Below are 23,235 nucleotides of genomic sequence, written 5' to 3' on the forward strand. Positions count from 1 at the left end.
ATCAATTATGTTAAAAAACATTTTAAATCTAAAAGGAGTTCAAGAAATCACTAAAAATGAACAAAAAGACATTAGTGGTGCTAGAGTTCCTCAAATTGCATGTTATTGTAATGGTGCTTATGCAGGAACTTGTTGGTCAGTTTCTTGTTGTGTAACTACTTGTGATTTTCTAAGTACTGCACCGTTTCAACCTTAATATTACTAATTATATAAAACTGGTACCTTGTAGGGAAATATTTTACACTTAGAAGGTACACAGTTACTGAGTAAAAAATCGCTGAAATTAATCACAGGAGGACTTGAATTAGCTGATTCTAATGTAATTGATGGTAAATCATGCAAGCCGATTTGTGAAATGAGATACTCATGTGCTGATGGTAAGTGTAAATTTTGCTGATAAATATAATAGTAATGTAAGCAAGTGTTTCTTGGTTAAACACTAAAAATCTTTTTAACTGCCTATTTTTTTAGGCAGTTTTCTCTATTTTTGCTCAAAACAAACTAAAAAATTGAAAAAATTTCCTACATATAGACAAGCAGATTCCAAAGATTGTGGGCCTACCTGTTTAAAAATAGTTTCGAAGTATTACGGAAAAACCTTAAACATACAACAATTACGTGAATTAAGTGAAACCACAAGAGAAGGCAGTAATCTACTTTTTCTAAGCGATGCTGCCGAGAAAATTGGTTTTAGAACATTAGGTGTCAAATTAAATGTCGAAAGTCTTGAAGACGCTCCATTACCATGTATTTTACATTGGAATAAAGAGCACTATGTTGTACTGTATGAAATTAAAAAAGGCAAATATTATATTTCTGATCCAGGTTTTGGACTGATAACATACAATCAGGAAGATTTCCTGAAGTTCTGGATAGGAAACAACGCAGACCAAAAAACTACAGAAGGTATCGCTTTGTTAATGGAGCCTACTCCAAAATTCAATCAGACCGAGTTTGAAAAAGAAGAGAAAAAAAGTATTGGTTTTGGAATTTTATACCAATACTTAATACGATACCGATCGTTTTTAATTCAGTTAAGTGTTGGATTGTTAGCGGGAAGTTTACTTCAATTAATATTTCCGTTTTTAACACAGAGTATCGTCGATGTGGGGATACAAAACCAAAACATCGGATTCATCTATCTTATTCTTTTTGCACAATTATTCCTGTTTGCAGGAAGAACTGGTTTGGAATTGATTCGTAGTTGGATTTTACTACATCTATCTACTCGTATCAACATTTCCTTGATATCGGATTTCTTTATTAAACTGATGAACCTTCCTATTTCTTTTTTTGACGTACGAATGACTGGTGATATCATGCAACGTATCAACGACCACAGACGCATCGAAAGAATTTTGACCACTTCTTCCTTAAATGTTGTTTTCTCTGTAATCAACATGTTTATAATGGGAGGCGTTTTGGCTTATTATAATCTACAGATATTTTTTGTGTTTTTTGGAGGTAGTGTATTGTATTTCGGATGGATTACACTGTTTTTGAAACGAAGAGAAGAACTGGATTATAAGCGTTTTTCTGAAATCAGTCAGGAGCAAAGTAAAGTGATGGAATTGATTAACGGTATGCAGGAAATCAAATTGCATAACGCCGAAAAACAAAAGCGTTGGAGCTGGGAATATGTACAGGCAAGATTGTTCAGAGTTTCGATGAAAGGATTGGTTTTGGAACAATCGCAATCTATCGGATCTTCAGTTATTAATGAACTTAAAAACATTTTTATTGTCTTTATTTCGGCCAAGTTAGTTATTGATGGAGAAATTACGTTAGGTATGATGATGGCAATCAGTTCAATTGTAGGGAGCTTAGATGGTCCAATTGCTCAATTGATCGGTTTTGTGAGAGAAATGCAGGATGCCAAAATTTCACTTTCTCGCCTTTCTGAGATTCATGATAAAGAGGATGAGGTGCAACAGGAAGAATTTCAAATGCATGAAGTACCTAAAGATGAAGATATTCATATTAAAGACGTATCGTACCGCTATTTAGGATCAGATGTCCCGGTATTGGATGGCGTCAATTTAACAATACCTGCCAAAAAAGTAACGGCAATTGTAGGTGTTAGCGGAAGTGGTAAAACTACGTTGATGAAATTGCTGTTGAAGTTTTACGAGCCTGAAAAAGGGGATGTTACCGTTGGAAATTCACAGCTTAAAAATATTTCTCAAAAAGCTTGGCGCGATAATGTTGGTGCTGTAATGCAAGAAGGCTTTATTTTTAACGATACTATTGCGAATAATATAGCCGTTGGAGTCGATGTAGTCGATAAACAACGTTTGGCTTATGCTGCAGATGTAGCTAACATTAAAGACTATATTTTTAGTTTGCCGTTGGGGTATAATACAAAAATTGGTCAAGAAGGTGTCGGAATGAGTACCGGACAAAAACAACGTTTGTTAATTGCTAGGGCGGTTTATAAAAATCCAGAAATGTTGTTTTTTGATGAGGCAACTTCCGCATTGGATGCCAATAACGAAAAAGCAATCATGCACAAACTAGATCAGTTTTTCAAAGATAAGACAGTGGTAGTAATTGCACACCGATTAAGTACTGTAATGAATGCTGACCAAATTGTGGTTTTAGATAAAGGTAAAATCATCGAAATTGGAAGTCATTCGGCTTTGGTAGAACAAAAAGGAAATTATTTTGAATTGGTTAAAAATCAATTGCAATTAGGAAACTAAACTATGGAAGATACAAAATTAGATACTTCATTTGAATTGCGAAGTGAAGAAGTTCAAGATATACTAACCAAAGTGCCTAATTGGATGATCCGATGGGGTACAGTATTAATTTTTGGTATCATTATAATGCTTTTTACCGTGTCTTGGTTTTTGAAATACCCAGATATTGTTGGAGCTGAGGTGATTATTACTACCAATATTCCACCCGAAAAAATTATTGCCAAAGCTTCTGGGAGGATCCAGACTATTTTGATTAAAGATAAATATGATGTAAAGGCACATACACCTTTGGCAGTGATTGAAAATTCAGCTGATTACCGCGATGTATTTCGTTTGAAAAAAGCAGTCGAATCGTTTCAAATTGCCCAAAATGCTAATTTTCCGTTCACAGATTTCAAAACAGCACAATTGGGTGAAATTGAAAACGCATTTGCAGTGTTTCAAAAAGATTATCAAGCAAATAATTTGAATGCTAATTTGCAACCGTATCAGGTAGAAGGTTCCGCCCAAAAATCCGAAAACGCACAAATCAGAGAGCGATTGACCTTGTTAAATCAACAGAAGGAAATCAATGAACAGGAATTGCAATTACAACGCAATGATATATCCAGATATACTAAGCTTCACGAAAAAGGAGTAATATCAGCCCAAGAGTACGAAACAAAAAAACTAAGTTATTTTCAGGCGGAAAAAAACTATAAAAATTTATTGACTTCTATTTCACAATTGAATTCTTCCCTAATTGAGAACAATAGAGCTACTAAAGGAACCTCAATCAACGATGTGAAAGAGACCGTGAACCTGGACCGTAATCTTTCGCAATCTTTTTTTCAGTTGAAAAAAGCAATTAAAGATTGGGAACTAGCGTATGTAATAGAATCTGCAATCCCAGGAACGGTAACTTTTACTCAGGTTTGGATTGAAAATCAAACCATCAATGCAGGAGAAAATGTTTTTTCGATTGTACCGTCTTCCAAAAGTGGATTTGTAGGGAAAGTAAAAGCGCCTTCATTGAATTCGGGTAAGATTACTATCGGTCAAAAAGTGAATATTCGACTGAATAATTTTCCGGACAGAGAGTTTGGAATTCTTAAAGGAGAAGTTAAAAATATTTCATTAGTACCCGATAAAGACGGTAATGTGATGGTCGATGTCGCTTTACCGGAAGGTATGCTTTCCAGCTATAAAAAGCAAATTCCTTTTCAACAGGAAATGCGCGGTTCTGCCGAAATCATAACTGAAGACTTGCGACTTATCGAACGAATTTTATACCAGTTTAGAGATATGTTTAAGGTCGAATAAAATTTATAGATTTGCGGAATGCGAATACTGTCAGTTTTTATTTTTCTTTTTTATAATTGCTGTTTTTCACAATTTAAAATTACTCATTATAATTCGGAGAATGGGTTACCCCATGACCTATGCTATCAGATTATCCAAGACAAAGAGGGATATGTTTGGATAGGTACAGATAACGGTTTAGTAAAATTTAATGGAAAACGGCTCCTAAATTATACACAAAATCAAGGTTTAGAAAGTAGCTTTGTAATTGGAGTAAGTGAATCGGAATCAGCAAACAAAAAGCTCATTGCCACCTGGGGTGCAGGAGCTTATTTTTTTGAGAAAAACAAATTTACACCTATTGGTGATGGCAGCTTTAAACACCAAAAGCTGAATCAAATTCTTGAGTTTAAGGATAAGATTTTTGTGATTGAAAACAAGTGTAGTTTACGTTTTTACGGAAAAGGGAAATCAACATCCGAGGTGCTGAATCTTTTTAATATTAAAGGAAAGTACAAATGGTTTACTCCTCGAAATGCCGAAAAAATTACGGAATACGTACGAAAAAATAAAATTGGTTCTGAATTAATTCAAATCGCAAAAGTCAACAATCAGCTTTTTTGTTTACCAGATAAATACAATCCAAAGTTTACTAACATTATCGCAATCGATGGAAGCGACAAAGTGAAATATCCATTTCCTTTTCTTAACGATTATGTTATAGTTGGTTTGCAACGAAAAGAAGATCATTTTTTGGCAGTTACCACAAGTGGCTTGGTCGAGTTCAATAACCAAAGAGTAATTCGAAAGCGAACATTTAACTTACCGAATTTGCGGGTTATACAGTTTGTAGAAAATCAAAAGTATGAAGTGTATTTAGCCGAAAATAAAGTAGATAAAAGCCATGAAGTCGTACTCTTTGATAAGAAAACCAACAACTATACTTTCCTGAATAGAAAAAGTATTAAAGCGCCAGTAAGTGATATTTTAATGTCTAGAGAGGGCATTCTTTGGATTAGTACTTATGGAAATGGTCTGTTTACTGTAACAGAACCTGAGGTTCAGGTTGAAAAGAATTTTCTTCAGAATAATTTTTTTTTCGATTTTATCGCTACTCCCCATTTCAACTTCTATGCTACAACAGATAAAATAGTCTATTCCAACAAATCAAATAGTTTTTTTAATGAAATAGCATGTTCGAGTGTCATGCGTTTCAAGGAATTGTCGAATGATACCTTAGGGATTACGACTAAAAAAATAGATCCTATTTTTAAAAAAGTGGGTCCCTACTATTTGACAAATAAGTACCCAATGTATAAAAAGGCATTTGGTGACTTTGATTTTATATATGGTGATGAAATTTTGTACGTCAGTAAAAAACAAAAACGAAAAGAGGTCAGTTTAAAATTACCCTATTCTCCAGAGGATAATCTAAATATTATTAATATAATCAAAATCAATGCAGAGTATTGGGTAGCCACAAATTTGGGAATCTTTGTTTTAAATGAAGATTTTGAAAACATCAGAAGGATAAGTGATAATGACGGATTGCTTTCCGAGAAAATAATTGGAATGCAACAAAGAGGAAATAAGGTTTGGATTCTGTCTCTTCAAGGGTTGACAATCTACACGAAAGGTAAATTCCGCAAATACCCGTATGTCAACGATAAGAACGATTGTTTCAATGCTTTTATGGTCGATTCCGATGGATCCGGAACGGTCTGGTTTGGAAGTCAAAAAGGTTTGGTTCGTTTTCATGAGGGGCAGTTTTATCGCTATACCAAAAAAGAAGGGTTACCTTCTAGTTTTTATTCGAGAATTTTTTTGAATGGAAAAGGTAGATTACTTTGTTTGGGTAATAAAGGGGTTACTCTGCTTAGTTCGAACCAGCTGAAAAAGACGAAACATCTGCCAATTAATCTTACTTCGAATACAGGTAGTAATATTGTAAAAAAGTCAATTAAGATAGAGCCTGATTCTAATTTTGCGATAACTGCAGAGGTAATCAATTTTAGCGATTCTGAATATACCATGGAATACCAGCTCAATACGGATAAATGGGCAAAATTAACAGGGAATACCATTGATTTTTCCAATTTTTCTTCTGGAAAGTTCTCCCTCCAGTTTAGAGCAAAATATTACTTTTCAGACTGGAGTTATTCCGCTAAAATAACGGTAGATAAAATACCGGTTTGGTATCTCCGATGGTATGTGTTGGTTCCTTTTGTTTTGCTTCTTTCCATAATTCTTTTCTTTTTGGTAAACCGTAGGTTTAAAAAATTAAGAGAAAGAAATCAAATGTTACAAAATCTTTTGGAATCCAATCTGCACCTCGAAAATCAATTGAATGAAATGCGTCACAATATTGCTCAGGATTTTCATGATGAATTAGGAAATAAATTGGCAGGTATAAGTGTGATGTCCGATCAATTATTACATGTAGAACAGCTTAAAGATTCGGAAAATTACACGGTAGTGGAACGAATTAATAGAGATAGTCAGGATCTTTTTCAGGGAATTCGAGACTTTATTTGGGCAATTGATAGTAAAAACGGAACGTTAGAAGAATTGATATTTGCATTGACAGATTTCGGTGAAGAATTGTACCAATATTCCGGGATTAAGTTCATTGTGGAAAATGAAGTAGAGGATGCCAAGTTTTTATTGCCTCACTTCTGGAACCGCCAATTGTTGCTTTTGTTTAAAGAGGCAATGACTAATGCTTACAAGTATAGCCATGCAAGTCAATTGCAACTTGTTTTTAAGCTTGAAGAACAGTTTTTAATTATCGCATGCAAGGATAACGGTGTTGGTTTTGACAAAGAACAGCTTAAAAGACAAAATGGATTGCTTAACCTCCAAAAAAGAGCCAACAAACTTAAATCAGAAGTGACAATTGCATCCAAAACGGGTTCGGGAACAATAATTACTTTTAAAGGACAACTTTAAAAAAAACTCCTTGTAAGCAGTTTCAAAACGAATAGCAAGGAGTTATTACATTAGGTTTAAAGTTATTTTACTTCTACTTCTGCTCCAGCATCTTGAAGTGGTTTAGGATTGTCTGGAGGTGTGTTACCGCCTTTTATCGTTAGTAAGGCATTTTTGTTTAATGAATTGGCATAAAATGTTTCCATAGTTTTCTTGTTTTTTGTGAATAACAAATATAACACGTAGTATATTTTTGAATATCACCCTTTTAGGGTGATATTCAACAGTTTGTTTTCTTTTAATTTTGCCCGGATAATGAAATACGTACTTAAAAGTCGATAAGCATTACTAAAGCATGTAATTAATATAATAGACAAACAATGAAAAGAATTCTACTGTTTTTAATCATTTTATTCAGTGCAATAAGTGGGTCAGGGCAAGTTAATTCTGTTGCCACTTTTTCAGGTAATGGTACGGATCAAATTCTCACAGGTGCGGGTTTGAATAATAGCTATAAATCCTTATCTGGGATTACTAAAGACTCCCAAGGAAATATTTATGTGGTCGACTTTTCAGCCAATAATATTCGTAAAATTACTCCTAGTGGGGTTTCAACCGTTTTTGCGGGAAGCGAACTAGGGTATCCGGGTTCCGCAAACGGAGCAGGTACTGCTGCTAGATTTTATGAACCCTACGATATCGTTGCAGATGCAGATGATAATTTGTACGTAACCGATAGAAGAAGCCATACGATACGAAAAATTACGCCAACAGGTGTAGTTAGTACGATAGCTGGAGATGGTTTTTCAGGTTTCTTGGTAGGTGGGCAACCTGTCCGATTTAATCAACCTCAAGGGATCGATATTTTACCCAATGGAGAACTAATTGTGGCGGATAGAATGAATCGAATAATCAGAAAGTTAACTACCTCCGGTACTTACATCGCTCACTATGGTATCGCCAATAATGCAGGGAATGTTGATGGCACTCTTGATGTCGCAAAATTTTGGGAACCCATGGATGTAAAAGCAGTTTCAAATACAGAATTCTATGTTGCAGAATCGGCTATCCATAAAATCCGTAAAATTGATTTAACAACCAATACCGTTAGCCATTTCGCTGGTAATGGGGCTGCATCAAGTAATAATGGACCGCTGTTAACGGCCTCTTTTAATTCGCCTTCAAGCATAGAATATGATGGGACCAATTTGTATGTGGCAGATCGAAGTGGTCATACCATTCGTAAAATCTCTGGCGGACAAGTGACGACTATTTCAGGAGCAACAGATAGTGGATTTGCGAACGGAACAACGCTGTATGCAAGATACAATACTCCATCAGCATTATTGTTTGTTGCACCCAATTCGTTATATGTGGCCGATTGGTACAATCGTAGGCTAAGAAAAATCACATTGGGTGATTTCTGTGCCAATGCAACCGAAGTTACGGGAACAAGCGGGACTCAAAGCATAGGAGTCATTAATGAAGGAGTACCAAATTGGAATTGTGCAGTGAACAATAGATATTTCGATGCCAATGCAAAATGGTTTGTTTATAAGCCTACACAAAATGGACTTTTAACAATTAGTACCCGAACTGCAGAAAACAATACCAGTACAAATACACTTTTGTCTGTATATGCTCATTCGAACAATATATGTGAAGGGCTTAATTGCTACGCTTCCAATGATAATATTTCGGAAACTGATTTGCGTTCTGAATTGGTTGATATTGAAGTGGCTTATGGTACAAATTACTATATTGTATGGTCTGATTATTATTCAGATGATTATCAAAATGTAAATTTTACATATCAATTTACACCTAAAAATTGTTTCAAACCATCTGCAATGTCTACTACGCAAGTAAATACCGAAACAACGGTAAATTTGGCATGGCAAACAACAAGTATAAATCAAGTTGCTGTTCAAGGTTATGTTTTAGAAATCGGAAATCCAGGTTTTGTTCCTGGAACTGCATCTGAAATTCAGTCCAAGTCGGTTACGGTTCGAAATACTTCCTTCACGGGTTTAACGCCCAATACTACATACCATGTTTATTTAAAATCAAATTGCGGAGCTAATGATTTCTCGCTGTGGTATGGTCCTATAACTGCAATTACAGAATACACTTCTGCAGCATTGCCTCTTAGTGAAAATTTCGATACTACTGCCACCTTATATGATACGGGTTTCACCACCGCTGGACCTTCAAATACACTGTTTAGGACGTATTCTAGTGCATCGGGAAGAGGAGTTTCGGGTAGTGCAAATGAAGTATTGTCACATAGTGGCACAAAAGCGGTTTTTTCACCATTTGCTAATGCGACAACTTCACAAGCCTCACTTTTTACTAGGAAAGTTAATTTGTTGGCAGGGTCAACATATACAATTGGCTATTATGCTAGAATCAATAAAACCTCGGGCTCGAGTTTGATCGGATCTTTATTCGAATTTGTAGTGCCTAATGCAAGCTATACTTCAGAGGCCTCTTATTCTTTTTTGACGTCAAGAAGTGTGGCCACATTGAACAATACCTACACATATATGGAAAGTAGTTTCGTGCCTACGACTTCTGGGGAGTATAGGTTCGGACTAAAGAATAATGGCTACTATTTAGGGACTATCGATGATAATGCACAGTTGTATTTGGATAGCTTCTCTATTACGTCAATGCTTTCTGTAGATGATTTTAAGAAAACATCAATTTTTATGTATCCAAACCCGGTTTTGGATCGAATCGCATTGCTGAACCCGGACAACCTACTAATCAAAAACTACGTCGTTGTCGATATGAACGGAAGAGTAATCATCAGTAAGCCATATCTTGATTCTGACAATACAATTGATTTGTCGAAACTTTCAAAAGGGTTTTATTTTATACAATTAGAAACCGAAAAAGGAATACTGTCAAAAAAGATTATTAAAGAATAAATTCTCTACCGCCTCATCAGAGGCGGTTTTTTGTTAAAATCACCCTGAATGGGTGAAAACTTGACTTTCTTTTTCTTTTATGTTTGTTATAAATAAAACAAAAAATCAAATGAAAAAAACTATTTTATTTTCAGCTTTCACTTTTATAGTGACTAGTGCAACGTCCTATGCACAAAATCAATTTCCTTCAACCGGAACAGTTGAAATCAATAACGTTGATGCCAATAACCGATTGTTGATTCAGCAAACCACAGAAGCGGTAGGTCAAAACCTGGTTTCTTTTATTACTGGATTACAAAGAGGTGTTTTCTTCAAAGACAGACAGAGTATGCAAGGTGGACTTTGGCTTTTGGGAGGCGGATGTTGTTATCCTGAAGGAGATATTAGAACGAATGGTACAGGCTATATCGGAGCTGGAGTTTTCGGCGACGGTGCTACCTTTATACCTACTTCGAATCGTGCTTCATTTATCCGATTTCAAGAAGGAAAAATCGATTTTTACGGTTTGAACAATCTTACTCCTGGAAGTAGTGTTTATCCAACTTCAGATGTGGCGAAGATGACACTAAATACTTTTCCTACTACTCAATTAAATGTAAATGGGGAGGTAAAAGGAAAAGAAATCATTGTGAATACGAATGGAGCTAGTTATAATAGAGGTTTGCGATTAAGTTATGATGATAGATATAATTCAGGTGGAACAGGCGAAGCGTATTTTGATAATAATCTTATGTATGGTGGATTCAGTTGGAGACAATTGAGAGTAAATACCAATGGAGAAAGCTATGGAACCCTGATGCGTTTAGATCAGGCAGGTACATTAAGACTTGATGGAGAATTTAGAGCCAAAGCAATAAGAGTACGAACCAATGTATGGGCAGATTATGTGTTTAATTCAGAGTACAAATTGCCTGCCTTGTCGGATGTGGAACAATTCATTAAAGAAAACAAGCACTTGCCAAATATCCCTTCCGAGAAAGAAGTGCTGGAAAACGGGATTGATGTAGCGCAAATGCAGGAAAAACATATGCAAAAAATTGAAGAGTTGACTTTGTATGTTATTGATCTCGAAAAGCAAAACAAACTGTTACAAGAAAGATTAGCAAAAATTGAAGCTTTGTTGAATAAATCCAATTAAAGCGATGAAAAAGGTATGCTATTTTTTGCTCCTTAATTTCTGTATATGGAATGGAGGTCAAGCGCAAATTTTTCAAGAAAATTTCGAAACAGTAAGCCCTGAATATGGAGCCAATGTAACGTCAAGTGGAATCTGTCCGAGTATCTCTTTCGAAGCTGGTTACCCAGTTAGAAAGGTGGATTGCTTAGCGAATTGGAAAGCCACCAAAGGAACTCCTTCAATTCTAAATGAGAATGGGAATTCTTCATTGACTTTATGGGCACAAAATTTTCAAGGAACTAATAATCGGGTTTTAGCGGAAGAAGTTTATTTGGATGGTTATAGATTAGAACCTCACACGAATTACCGATTGGTTTATTTTATTAAAGCAGATTTTAATGTTCCCAACGGATATGCCAGTTTTAATGTTAAATTGTCTAATTGGAACAAGCCTTATTATTATAAAAATTCAGGTGATTGTGGTGCCGTTTTGGAAGAAGGTGGTGTTAGAGGTAATTTAGAATCATATACTATTCCTTCCACCGGAATTTCGGACTGGGAAATGAGAACCGTTTATTTTTCTACAGAGAATGAGTCGGAGTATTTTTTGTCTTTTTTTCCTTTAGTGTGGCTCTATAACAATCCGGCAAAACAATTAACGGTCCAGCTAGATAATGTTGCACTCTACAAGGAAGGCGTATGTGAATCCAATACAGTTTCTATACAAAACAAAACAATCACTGCCAAAACGGTCTATCCTATCATTAAAGCGAAAAGAATTAATGTGGGTAGAGCTGTTTTAGCTTCGTCTGTAGTGCCGTTTGGAGATGTTGTAGTGAAGCCTAATGCAGTGCTAAACTTATACGGTACTTATACAATAGACTTGGAAGATGGTTGTATTGTTGAAGAAGGAGCTGTTTTTGATGCTTTTGTAGATGATAGTTGCTATCGTTCCTTGGGAAGTTATAGAATGGGTGCTGATGATGAGGTATCCGAAGAAGAAATCATAAGCGATAGTACAGTTGGAACTAGTGTTGAAATTGGAGTATATCCCAATCCATCTAACGGTCAGTTTACCATAAAATCCTCTGCCAATATAGACGAAATTGAAATTTATAACACTTTGGGACAAGAAGTGAATAGGATTCAAGATCTAAAAAATACAACAGTAGTGGAAGTGAATCTAATCAACAAAATGAAAGGGATGTATTTCCTTAGGATTCGCTCAGGTGATCAATGGATCGATAAAAAAATTATCATTGAGTAATTGAAGTTTTTTATTATGTAAGAAAAATCACCCTGTATGGGTGATTTTTTATTTTAATCATAATAGTACTTTTGAATCATAAACTAAAAAACATGTAATATGAGAAATCTAGAAAAATTCCAATCTCAACAATTGAATGATACCGAGTTGTTATCTGTAAGAGGTGGTAATCCTATTTTTGTAGCTGGTATGTTAGTTGCCGCTGTAGTAATTTACATGGAGCATGATGCCAATTCTTCATCTAGCGAAGGTAGTAATCCAGGTAGTACTGCAGGTGCAGGTGCTGTGGCAGGTGTAAAATAGTAGGATAAGAAAATTCGTAACTTATTGAGCAGCTTCTTTTTGAAGCTGCTTTTTTTGTAAAATCACCCTATTTGGGTGAAGTAAAAAATGAGCATAGTTAAGACATTTGCAAAAAACAAATTAGCTATGAAAAAAATTTTATTTTCTCTTTTTGTGCTTGTAAGTATAAGTGCATTAGGTCAAATCGGACAATCAAATACCTATACAGGAAGCACAACCGAAGGATCGCAAGACGGAGGGTTGTTTCAAGCACGTTACTCTTATCCTACTTGTGTAATAAAGGCAGGTTTTTACACTTATGTTGGAGATAATGGAAGGTTAAGAAAAATAGATGAACTTGGTAATGTGTCTACTATTTCAACTGTGATTGGGAATATACACGATATGGCATATGATGCTACAACGAATACTTTTATTGTGTCAACCGTTATCGATTATGAAAAAGTACTACGTATCGATACGAATGGCGCGATTTTAGGACAAATTTATTCGAATAGTTCGACAACCTCTTCATTTGGGGGAGCTTGGGGGGTTGAAGTTGATGATGCAGGGAATATTTACTATTCAGTTCCAACATTTCATGCCATACAAAAGTATGTGCCTTCAACAAATACAACAACTACTTATGCGGGTACGCCTTTTTCTCCTGGAAATGCAAATGGAACTCTACTGGGTTCTTCGTTTAGTTATCCACGTGATTTGGAATTCGATACGAACGGCAACCTATATTTTACCGATCAAAATAATACGGTAATTAAAAAAATTACGGCTACTGCGGTATCTACATTAACCGGATCAGCAGATAATATCAACTGTATAAGTTACGCGGATAACATGTTGTATTTTACGAACAATTACAAATTGATGGGATTTAACCTGTTAAGCAATTCATTACAGGTTATTTCAGGAACTTCGAACACATCTGGTTTTCAAAATGGGAACGCCGCAACTTCTAGATTTAATGGATTAATGGGGATTTTTCCAATAAATTCGTATTATCTTTTGGCCTGTGATTATTATAATCACCAAATTAGAAGAATACAAATCGGTGATGCTTGTGCTAATGCAACTGTTTTAACTAACAATTCAGATAGGGTTTTAATTGGCAGTTACTTTGGAAATCCACCTTCGGGTTCGGGCTTGTGTTATAATTACTCCAATAACAACGCTGCGGCTAATTGGTACAAATTTACACCAACTCAAAACGGAGTTTTGACAGTTACTTCACAAACTGTACAAAATCCTATATCTGAAGATACAAGGCTTTCAATCTATTCAGGAACGTGTGGCTCGTTAACTTGTGTGGCAGGTAATGATGATATTTCTCCTGGAATCAATAAGAATTCATCCGTTCAGAATCTGGAAATAGTTGCAAATACAACCTATTATATCGTTTGGGATAATATACATGATAGTGCTGCCATTGATTTTACGTATACTTTTACACCTCAAACTTGTTTTACACCCAATGCCTATAGCTTAGTGTCTCCTGTAACAACAACAAGTGTTCATTTACAGTGGAATGCGCCAACATTAGGTGATTCGACACCGGATTCGTATTCTGTTCAAATAGGATTACGTAACTGGGGTAGACAACCTGCTGGTTTAATTCAATCCGGGAATCCAACAACGAATAGTTTTCAATTTACAGGTTTAGAGCAAGGAAAAGTGTACGATATGTATGTCAAGTCTAATTGTTCCGTGTCTGATGAAAGTTTATGGGAAGGTCCTATTCAAGTAGCAACTGCTTTTGATCCAGTCGAAGCTCCTTATGTGGAGAATTTTGATACAGAAACCAGCTTTGGTTTTTTAGGTTTAGGTAGATACAGCGATACAACAAATGCAAATTGGAGATTCCAAACTGGTGGACCAAATGCTTTTGTATATAATGGGGCAAATTCAGTGTATTCAATTAGTGACTCAGCAGCGCTAACTAACGCTTATTTGTTTACAAAACCCGTAAATTTAATCGCTGGACAATCGTACAATGTTAATTTTTATTTGAAAGATTATTCAACTTCGGGGAATACCACGCAATATCAAGTTGAAGTACTTGTTGGAACTAATACAACTTCAACAACTCCAGCTGATTATAATATCATTTGGACTGATTTCGATACGCAAGCTTCTAATGTATTTGTGGCTAAAAACGCATCATATACTCCTTCCGTTTCAGGTGCGTATCGTTTTGCAATTAGAAATAGTTCTCAAAGTACAGGAACGGGCACCCATTATTTATTCGTAGATAATTTGGTAATTTCTTCAACTTTGTCTGTCGAGGACTTTAACCAATCGGGCTTGTCACTTTATCCTAACCCAGTGCTTGATGTTATCACTTTGCAAAATACCAATAATCTGACAATTAAAAAGTTTTCTGTTGTCGATATGAATGGGCGTGTACTGCAAACAAATACCTTGTCCAATGACAATAGTATCAATTTAAGTGCATTGTCAAAAGGTATCTACTTTATCCAATTAGATACTGAAAAAGGAATTTTATCTAAAAAAATTATTAAAGAATAGGGTTGGTTGGGTTGTATTAGCCGTCTCGAAAGAGACGGCTATCTGATTTGTCTATTTTAAATAGTAAAGACAGAAATTAAGCAATACTACGTAACAAAATCCTTTTTGGAAATTGGAATTGATTTGTCCTGTTTTTTCGTTTCAAGAAAGTAAATGGGTGCGATTTGATCGAATAATCCAATATCTAATTTTACTGCTTTAATGTTATTTGTTGCAATTTTTAAGTGTATAAAATCACCCAAATCGGGTGATTTTTTTCATTATAGAAATCGATACATTTGAAATCTATACTTAAATTCTTTTTTATGAAACTAGAAAACTTTAAAAGCAAAATGGAAACGGCTGTTTTGAAAAAAATCAGAGTTAAAACACATTGTAGGGGGTGAGTATGGTGATGTGGATTGGGCATTTTGGGGGAGTTATTTCTCAGGTAACCTAACAGCACACCAACTGGGACGTTCAGTCGGAGCAACCATTGCTACTACCCTCCCATAATTTAAAATAGAATTAAAATTAAAATCAAGTGCAAGTATTTTACTTGTACTTGATTTTTTATTTTTGCCCAATGAAAGTTGTATTAATAGAAGATTACGAAATTTTAAGAAATTCCCTGAAAGATATTATCAATCAGGAAGAGGGATATGAAGTGATAGGTGATTTCGAATCCTATGAAATGGCGCTGCCGCTAATCAAAGAATTGGCTCCTGATATTCTCCTGACCGACATTACTTTGCCTGGAATTAACGGTATTGAAGGAATTAAACAAGTAAAACAACTACTACCACACTTAGCGATTATTGTAGTGTCAATACATGAAAATTCTCAGTATGTTTTTGATGCATTGTGTGCGGGTGCTGTAGGGTATCTTACTAAGAACTCCGGAAAACAGAAAGTAATAGAGGCTTTGAATCAACTAAAGTTAGGTGGAGCACCCATGAGCGTTAATATCGCCCGTATGGTGGTGGAATCGTTCCAGCAAAAAAGACATAACGATTTAACCCAACGTGAAAATGAAGTTCTCGACCTGTTGTCTAAAGGGAAAAGCTATGCTTCCATTGCAGATGCCTTGTGTTTGAGTGTCAATACAATCAAAACCCATGTAAAGAATATTTACGAAAAACTACAGGTAACCAGTAGAGAAGAATTAATTAATAAACGATTTTAATGAATAAAGTAGTTCTAGTTTTAGGTTTGCTACTACATCTTGTTGGATCTGCTCAGGATATGGACAATGACGGTTATTTGAATGCTGTAGATAATTGTCCCTCATTGTATAATCCAACACAATCGGATCAGGATGTAGATGGTCGTGGAGATGTTTGTGATAACTGCCCTTATGTGGCCAACAATGCGCAAATGGATGCCGATATGGATGGGGTTGGAGATGTGTGTGATAATTGCATTTATGTCAGTAATCCAGGGCAACAAGATAGCGATGGGAATGGTATTGGGAATGCATGCGATCCCTCGCTAAATAATAATGATTTTGAATGGAGTGGACTAAAAGTCTATGTAAAAAAGAACACAAATCTGATCGAATTAATCGTGGAATCCAAAGCAATTGTTGAAGGAATTCAGATTTTCGATCTCAATGGAAGAATTGCTAAAGAGGTACTGCAACCTAAACAGGAAAATGTCAATTTAGAAGGATTTTCTTCGGGTGTCTATATCGTGAAAATACGCACTTCAGAAAATGTGCATACTCGTAAAATCAGGTTGTAATTACATTTTTAAGTAAAAGTCTTTGGTCAGTGCAACATACTCCGGAGTGTAGTCATGACGTCCAATTTCTATAACTAATTCATCAATAAATGGGGTTTGCTCAATTCTGGTAAAGGCGAGTAAACTCCTTTTGATTTCTGCAGTAGGCGTCCCTTTTACTCGAGTGATTTTCAAAGGAAATAATTGACTGTCCTGGCAAAGTGCAATGATTTTTTCTTCTTCTTTAAACGGAACAATCAAGGCAAAAATTCCATTATCTGATAAGAAGAAATCGGCTGCTTCGACTAACTCATCAAACGGAAGGGAATCTTCAAAACGGGCATTGTCACGCTGATCATCACCTGATTTGTAATCGTCGGTGTAAAAGGGTGGATTGGATACAATCAAATCAAATTCTTCTTCTACTTCTTCCACAAATTCATCGAGTCCGGCATGATAACAATACAAACGGTCATTCCATGGGGAGTTTTCAAAATTTTCGGTAGCCTGCTCGTAAGCATCGTCGTCGATTTCGATAGCGTCAATCTGTTCGGCATTACTGCGCTGGGCTAACATTAAAGCAATGAGTCCGGTTCCGGTTCCGATGTCGAGTATGGAATAGGGATTGTTGATAAGGGGCGTCCAAGCACCTAATAAAACACCATCAGTGCCGACTTTCATCGCGCAACGGTCTTGTTGAATGGTAAATTGTTTAAAGTTAAATTGGCTCATAAAAAATCACAAAACCCAAACTCAAAATTCCAATTTTTTAATCATTGCGGATACTATTTTTCTTATTTCTCCTGCTTCTCTGATTAATGGGTTGGAATCTATTGATTCATTGGGGTTTAAATCATGTAATAATTGTAACCAAAGCATTGATTCTTTGGCTTCTTTTCTTGAAATTTTTAATCGAAATAATAAATCTTTAGCTCCTAATTTCTCATTCCCTTCAATATAATTTGCTGCAACGGAACCGGATGATCTTACAAGTTGTTTGCTGTCTTCAATGTTAGAAATTGTTTTGGGTAATCGGCTAATGTAAATTCTGCAATATTTGGCAAATAAATAAGTGCGCTCTTCTAAATTATAAGGCTTTTCCATGATTGTTTTTTTGGCTTTTAGTCACTGAAAAGTAGTGTTTATTCCTGAGAATTCGAAATTTAGTTTTTGGAATTTAGTTTTTGGAATTTGGAATTTGAAATTTTAACCTAAATAAAGATCAACCAATCCCTCAGGAGTATTCAAAAAGATGGATTTTTTCTCGCGACTTACCTCGATAATGAAATCATCAATCATAGGAACCAAAATTTCAATGCCGTCTTTGTCAATTTCAAATAAAGGTTGTGCAGCACTGTCATTAATGGCAACTATTTTACCAATATTCCCCAAACGGGTATCGATAACATCAAAACCAATGACTTCGTGGTAGTAAAATTTGTTGCCCTCAAGTTTCGGCAACATAGTTAAAGGAAGGTATACTTCACAGCCAATCAATTTGTCGGCTTCTTCCTCGTTATCCACATCTTCAAAACGGACTTTCAGGAAGTCGCCTTTGTGAAGTTGGGAATTTTCAATAAAAAATGGAACCAGATTTTTGTTGAATTCAACAAAAACTGATTCCAAATCTTCATACATTTCAGGTTCATCCGTATCCAAATAGATAAGGACTTCACCTTTGAAACTAAATTTTTTAGCGATTTTACCTAAATAGAAACAATCGTCTTTACGCATTACCGCCAGTTATAATTAAGCTTCAGTTTCTTCGTTGTTAGCTTCTTCAGTTGCAGGAGTTTCCTCTACAGTTGCTTCAACATCTGCAGGAGCTTCTACTTCTTCAGCAACCTCTTCTGTAGCTTCAGCAGCTTTTAACGCTTCTGCTTGTGCAGCAGCACGTTTTTCGTTAGCCGCTTTTTCAGCTTTTAACGCCTCAGCTTTAGCATCTGCTTTCGATTTTGCTAATCCGTCTTTCTTAGCAGTAACTTTTCCAGCTTTCTCGTCTAGCCAAGCGTTGAATTTAGCTTCTGCTTGCTCAGGAGTTAAAGCACCTTTACGTACTCCGCCTTCTAAGTGGTGTTTTAATAAAGCACCTTTGTAAGAAAGGATTGCTCTTGCAGTGTCAGTAGGCTGAGCACCGTTGAATAACCATGTAACTGCTTGATCAACATTTAAGTCGATAGTTGCAGGGTTAGTGTTTGGATTGTAAGTTCCGATTTTCTCTAAGAATCTACCATCTCTTTTTGATCTAGCATCTGCTGCTACGATCCAGTAAAAAGGTTTCCCTTTTTTTCCGTGTCTTTGTAATCTAATTTTTACTGACATAATCTTTATTGATTAATTTGAGGTACTCGACCTCGGTTATTTAAGGGTGCAAATATAGTCAAAATTTTCATTCGCAAACTATTTTATATCAATCGAATAAAATATTTTGTCTAATTTATACTTTCAAAACGCGAAAAGTATACTTTTGTATTCCACAAATACTTCTATTATGAAAAAAATTATACTTATACTTTCAGTGGTAACCACCTTGTTTTCTTGTCAGAGTGAAGTCGAATTCAACGATCCCGCTTTTCAAGCAAGAATCAATAACGAAGTTTGGAGTGCTAACCTAAAATCGGCAACGGTTGTCGATGGTCAGCTAACTTTGAACGGTACATCATCGGGTTATAATTTGATGTTGAAAACTAGCGGTACTGCAGTGGGGGCATATTTACTAGGAACATCCAATCAAGCCAATAAAGCGGTTTTTACTACGGTTAGTAATACTTCCGATGAACAATATACTACCGGTATTAATGCAGCACCGGCTTATGAAATTGCTTTAGCTAACGGTGGTAGTAATTATGTTACTTCAAGCATCGTTGCTACAACAGGAGGGTCGGGTACAGGGTTGAAAGTGAATATCGAAGCAAATCCTAATGGTGTTGTTACGAAAGCAACGATTAATATTCCAGGTACTGGATATGTTCCGGGGGATGTGGTAGCAATTGCTTCAGGAAACAATAATGCGACTCTTGTAATTAAAACGGTTGCAAATAGTAATGGACAAGTGGTGATTACCAAAAATACAGGGACTACCATTTCAGGTAACTTCAAATTTACTGCTTTTGATGCAACAACTGGTGAAGTGGCTTCTTGTAAAGACGGAGTTTTCTATAACCTACCTTTGGAATAAGCATTTACATCTGAATATACTCAAAAAAACCATCCTTATTTAGGATGGTTTTTTTGTTTAATACAAGTATTTTTAAAGAAAAACTTTAATTGTCAGGTATTTACCAATTTAATAGTCTACCTTTGACCAAATTATAAAATTTATATATGAACATTTTTGTAGGAAGTTTGCCGTTTTCAATTGATGAGGCTGACTTAAGAGACTCTTTCGGAGTGTATGGTACTGTAACTTCAGTAAAAATTATTACTGATAAATTTACAGGAAGAAGTAAAGGGTTTGGATTCGTTGAAATGTCAAGCGATGAAGAAGCTTTAAAAGCTATCCAAGAGTTAAATGGTGCTACCGTAGAAGGACGTACGATTGTGGTAAACAAATCGGAACCGAAACCGGAAGGCGAAAGAAGAAGTTTCAGTAACAACCGCCCAGCTGGTGGAAGTTATGGAGGAAACAACCGCGGTGGTGGTAACTACGGTGGTGGTAACAATAGAGGAGGAAGATACTAAGACTATTTTTTATATTATTGTTTGTGAACCATCTCTTTCGAGATGGTTTTTTTGTACCCATATTTTTTTCTTGTTCTAAAACGCTCAAATGAGTGTGATTCTCCGTGACTTTTTACGTTATTGTGGGGTGTGTATCCTTTAGGCTAAGTATTCAGTGTATTTTAAAAATAAATAAGTACGGTTCTCAATTAAGGCTAACATACGCTCATAACTACTTTCGTCGGAATTGTACAAGGCAATCAAATCGGTAGCCAATGCTTTTGCTGCTTCAACTTCTAAGGGTTGCTCTCTTATAAACCCCAACAACGAGGCGCCTATTCCTAAAAAAGTATAACCATAGTGGTCATGTAAATGTCGGGCTAAAGCATAATTTTCAAATGGATCCAAATCGCTGGAAAAATAACCATTCGGAAATCCACAAAGGGCTTCGTAAGAATGTCGTGCCGGAACAATTTTAACTAGCACTTGTTTGTCCAGATAGGTAATGGGCGATTGTTGTATTTTTTCTAAAAGCTGAATCTCCGAATCGTCAATCGTTAGACCACTGTCGCAGGCGTCGGAAAATGAGCACTCTTGCGCCTTTTGCAAGAAATTCTCCCTTTGTATGAAAAATTCGGAAGGGGTCGAAAGATAGCCAAGGTGTTCTCCGTTTTCAAAAGCCGAAGCGTCAATTCCTGTTAAATCATGTCCTTCGATAGTGTCAAGGTCATGGGCTAAGATAGCATGGGTACTGGTATATTCTGCTTGCCCTAAATCATCTAAAGTAATAATCACCGAATGATCTTGATGTTCTCGCTTGAATTGATGATGCACAGCTAGTAAATCGTCAAAAGTAGTATGCCCTTCAATGCGATAGGTTTCAAATAAAATAGGACCGAATTGGTCTGGATCTAAAGGTTGTACTGTCATAGTAGTCAAGTTCAAGCGGTCACTATGCCAAATATACGAAAACGAGTTGTTTTATGATTTTAACCTTTTCTGAAATCATAACACAATCCAATCGAAGTGAAATGCAGTGTTGCTTTTTTGTGTAGTCAACAACGTTCCGATGGTGGTTACCAAACAATATTCTCAGTGTAGGATTGATTTTTGTAGTCGTTGAAATCTTTGATTTTTCGTAGGGATTTAGTTTGTATATCAAACTCCCAAACGGAAGAATGGTCTGCCCAAGGATCAATTAATAGCTCTACTTTATGCGTATCGGTTTGGCGTATTTTAAATGTCCAATTAACGGTATCATCTTTTATTTCTGTTAATTCGTTGGTTGTCCAGAGTGTAAGGGTATATCCTCCAACCAAACACCAGCTATTGTCACTGCCAATAATTCCGCAATTGGGGTCACCATAAAAATGACCAATAAAAATCGAGTCATTTGTGTCTTTGTTGGTCAGATAGGCATTCTCAAAAATATGCCCTAAAACCAATTGGTCTGTTTCATGAAGCTTGGTGTAGCCTTGTTGATTTATCATGGTCTCTGTTCTGTTAAGCGTAGCTGCAAGGGTTAGAATGCAGTTGTTCGTCACAGATAAAATTAATAATTTTTAGACTATAATAAAAGTGAAAGCAAAATATTTTGTAATCTTTTTCTTAATAGTATTAAATTGACTGCTTTCGATGATTTTGCCACTAAGAGGTTGTTATTTTGGTACCATAGGGGGAAAAAAACAACAATTTATATAAAACAACAAATTAACACCCCTAAAAGAAATAAGACGAAAATATGAACAAGCAGCGAACCAAGATGTTCTTTGTTGAGATAAGTTCTCACTGCAGAAACGATTGTTAACAACCCTACAATAAAAGGAGCCAGTACTATCAGAATAGCATTGGGTCCGGGCGCGCAATAACCTCCTGGCAATGTCTTCATGCCAATAATAGTCAGTAAAATATATAAGACATAAAACACGACAGTTTTTGCACTGTTTTTTTGAGTATTCGATAAATTCGTAAACATTCTTTGTAATGATTAGTAAGATTGTGACATTCCACAAAACTAATAAATTAAAAACGATAGAGCTCTTAATGATTTGTGATGTCTGATTTTTTTACTTGTACTTATTTAAGAAGGCAAGTCTAACTTTCCATTACACTGCAAATTGATAATCCATGCCAATAAAATAAGTAACAGGTTCTAAGGATATTTGACGTATCAAAGTAGTATTAAAGTAGTATCAAAGTAATATCAAAGTAGTATCAAAGTAATATCAAAGTAATATCAAAGTAATATCAAAGTAGTATCAAAGTAGTATCAAAGTAGTATTAAAGTAGTATCAAAGTAATATCAAAGTAATATCAAAGTAGTAGTAGAGTATTAAATTATTAGAGGATTTGACTTCTTAGCTATTGAAGTGCTCAGGTTAAAAAACTTTTAAGATTTCAGGAGGAGAAACTTACAAATGAAAACACAAGTGAACGTCAAGCCCGATAGCGCGGATTTGCAATCCGTGCCCACAAAGGGAATAAGCAATTCCCATCCCACAATTTCCGCAATTTTCCCACACCAGTCAATCCGTATTTATACGTAATTTTAGCATCTCCAACACAATAAGAATACCCCATTCCGGTTGACCCTTAAGTGCAGTGTAAGTGCAGTGTAAGTGCAGTGTAAGTGCAGTGTAAGTGCAGTAAGACTATTAGATTATTGGATTTTTAGATTGCTTAGATATTGGTGTACTCGGGTGTAATTCGTGACTTATCGAACGCTACCCTGTCAGCGGTTCTAACCCTGACAAAGAACTGTGCTTAAAAACAAATAAAAAGTATTTTTTTTAAATAAATTTAGGCATGGTACTTCTATAG

General features: G+C 35.7%; 20 protein-coding genes. 13 read left to right on the forward strand and 7 right to left on the reverse strand.

Going from position 1 to position 23,235, the window contains the following annotated elements:
• The first annotated feature begins 7 nt into the window (after window positions 1-7).
• From ACFO7M_RS01245 to ACFO7M_RS01260, 4 genes are all read left to right on the forward strand, one after another.
• Complete coding sequence (locus ACFO7M_RS01245; RefSeq protein WP_379717044.1) at window positions 8-196, forward strand: hypothetical protein; 189 nt, start codon at window positions 8-10, stop codon at window positions 194-196.
• Between the two features lie 313 nt (window positions 197-509).
• Window positions 510-2,702 (forward strand): peptidase domain-containing ABC transporter, encoded by a 2,193-nt coding sequence (locus ACFO7M_RS01250; protein ID WP_379717041.1) that lies wholly within the window; start codon window positions 510-512, stop codon window positions 2,700-2,702.
• 3 nt (window positions 2,703-2,705) lie between these two features.
• Window positions 2,706-4,004 carry an HlyD family secretion protein gene (locus ACFO7M_RS01255; RefSeq protein ID WP_379733603.1) on the forward strand — a complete coding sequence of 433 codons (1,299 nt, stop codon included), beginning with the start codon at window positions 2,706-2,708 and terminating at the stop codon, window positions 4,002-4,004.
• A gap of 18 nt (window positions 4,005-4,022) precedes the next feature.
• The gene (locus tag ACFO7M_RS01260) at window positions 4,023-6,932 is read left to right on the forward strand and encodes a two-component regulator propeller domain-containing protein (RefSeq protein WP_379733605.1); all 2,910 of its coding nucleotides are present in this window, start codon (window positions 4,023-4,025) and stop codon (window positions 6,930-6,932) included.
• A gap of 62 nt (window positions 6,933-6,994) precedes the next feature.
• Here the strand turns inward: ACFO7M_RS01260 and ACFO7M_RS01265 are convergent, their stop codons facing one another.
• Window positions 6,995-7,117 (reverse strand): hypothetical protein, encoded by a 123-nt coding sequence (locus tag ACFO7M_RS01265; RefSeq protein WP_379717031.1) that lies wholly within the window; start codon window positions 7,115-7,117, stop codon window positions 6,995-6,997.
• A 174-nt stretch (window positions 7,118-7,291) separates the two neighbouring features.
• On the opposite strand from ACFO7M_RS01265, the gene ACFO7M_RS01270 reads away from it, so the two are divergent.
• The 7 genes from ACFO7M_RS01270 to ACFO7M_RS01300 all read left to right on the forward strand — a co-directional run bounded on the left by ACFO7M_RS01270 (window position 7,292) and on the right by ACFO7M_RS01300 (window position 16,776).
• Entirely contained in the window at window positions 7,292-9,844 is a 2,553-nt protein-coding gene (locus ACFO7M_RS01270; RefSeq protein WP_379733607.1) for a T9SS type A sorting domain-containing protein, read from the forward strand.
• Between the two features lie 109 nt (window positions 9,845-9,953).
• Entirely contained in the window at window positions 9,954-10,982 is a 1,029-nt protein-coding gene (locus ACFO7M_RS01275; RefSeq protein ID WP_379717025.1) for a hypothetical protein, read from the forward strand.
• Window positions 10,983-10,986: 4 nt separating this feature from the next.
• Window positions 10,987-12,228 carry a T9SS type A sorting domain-containing protein gene (locus ACFO7M_RS01280; RefSeq protein WP_379733609.1) on the forward strand — a complete coding sequence of 414 codons (1,242 nt, stop codon included), beginning with the start codon at window positions 10,987-10,989 and terminating at the stop codon, window positions 12,226-12,228.
• 99 nt (window positions 12,229-12,327) lie between these two features.
• A complete protein-coding gene (locus tag ACFO7M_RS01285) occupies window positions 12,328-12,531 on the forward strand; it encodes a hypothetical protein (RefSeq protein WP_379733611.1) in 204 nt (67 codons plus the stop codon).
• A gap of 126 nt (window positions 12,532-12,657) precedes the next feature.
• A complete protein-coding gene (locus tag ACFO7M_RS01290; RefSeq protein ID WP_379733612.1) occupies window positions 12,658-15,054 on the forward strand; it encodes a T9SS type A sorting domain-containing protein in 2,397 nt (798 codons plus the stop codon).
• Window positions 15,055-15,619: 565 nt separating this feature from the next.
• On the forward strand, window positions 15,620-16,219 hold the full coding sequence (locus ACFO7M_RS01295; RefSeq protein ID WP_379717012.1) for a response regulator transcription factor: 600 nt from the start codon (window positions 15,620-15,622) through the stop codon (window positions 16,217-16,219).
• Window positions 16,219-16,776: a thrombospondin type 3 repeat-containing protein gene (locus ACFO7M_RS01300; RefSeq protein ID WP_379717009.1), complete on the forward strand. Its 558-nt coding sequence runs from the start codon at window positions 16,219-16,221 to the stop codon at window positions 16,774-16,776. Before ACFO7M_RS01295 ends, ACFO7M_RS01300 begins: the two co-directional genes overlap by 1 nt.
• Here ACFO7M_RS01300 and ACFO7M_RS01305 read toward each other — a convergent pair whose 3' ends face one another.
• The 4 genes from ACFO7M_RS01305 to ACFO7M_RS01320 all read right to left on the reverse strand — a co-directional run bounded on the left by ACFO7M_RS01305 (window position 16,777) and on the right by ACFO7M_RS01320 (window position 19,077).
• Entirely contained in the window at window positions 16,777-17,487 is a 711-nt protein-coding gene (locus ACFO7M_RS01305) for a tRNA1(Val) (adenine(37)-N6)-methyltransferase (protein ID WP_379733614.1), read from the reverse strand. It lies immediately after the preceding gene.
• A 21-nt stretch (window positions 17,488-17,508) separates the two neighbouring features.
• A complete protein-coding gene (locus ACFO7M_RS01310; RefSeq protein WP_379717003.1) occupies window positions 17,509-17,859 on the reverse strand; it encodes a four helix bundle protein in 351 nt (116 codons plus the stop codon).
• A gap of 102 nt (window positions 17,860-17,961) precedes the next feature.
• Complete coding sequence (gene rimM / locus ACFO7M_RS01315) at window positions 17,962-18,489, reverse strand: ribosome maturation factor RimM (protein ID WP_379717000.1); 528 nt, start codon at window positions 18,487-18,489, stop codon at window positions 17,962-17,964.
• Window positions 18,490-18,504: 15 nt separating this feature from the next.
• Complete coding sequence (locus tag ACFO7M_RS01320) at window positions 18,505-19,077, reverse strand: 30S ribosomal protein S16 (protein ID WP_379716997.1); 573 nt, start codon at window positions 19,075-19,077, stop codon at window positions 18,505-18,507.
• A gap of 169 nt (window positions 19,078-19,246) precedes the next feature.
• Here ACFO7M_RS01320 and ACFO7M_RS01325 point away from each other — a divergent pair, with 169 nt between their 5' ends.
• Window positions 19,247-19,933, forward strand: a complete 687-nt coding sequence (locus ACFO7M_RS01325) for a DUF6252 family protein (RefSeq protein ID WP_379716994.1) — start codon at window positions 19,247-19,249, stop codon at window positions 19,931-19,933.
• A 146-nt stretch (window positions 19,934-20,079) separates the two neighbouring features.
• Window positions 20,080-20,436 carry an RNA recognition motif domain-containing protein gene (locus ACFO7M_RS01330; protein ID WP_379716991.1) on the forward strand — a complete coding sequence of 119 codons (357 nt, stop codon included), beginning with the start codon at window positions 20,080-20,082 and terminating at the stop codon, window positions 20,434-20,436.
• A gap of 138 nt (window positions 20,437-20,574) precedes the next feature.
• Here ACFO7M_RS01330 and ACFO7M_RS01335 read toward each other — a convergent pair whose 3' ends face one another.
• Window positions 20,575-21,345, reverse strand: a complete 771-nt coding sequence (locus ACFO7M_RS01335; protein WP_379733616.1) for a hypothetical protein — start codon at window positions 21,343-21,345, stop codon at window positions 20,575-20,577.
• A 146-nt stretch (window positions 21,346-21,491) separates the two neighbouring features.
• Window positions 21,492-21,905 carry a hypothetical protein gene (locus ACFO7M_RS01340; RefSeq protein ID WP_379716986.1) on the reverse strand — a complete coding sequence of 138 codons (414 nt, stop codon included), beginning with the start codon at window positions 21,903-21,905 and terminating at the stop codon, window positions 21,492-21,494.
• Between the last annotated feature and the right edge of the window lie 1,330 nt (window positions 21,906-23,235).

The sequence above is a fragment of the Flavobacterium sp. GCM10023249 genome, assembly GCF_042653365.1.
GTDB lineage: Bacteria > Bacteroidota > Bacteroidia > Flavobacteriales > Flavobacteriaceae > Flavobacterium.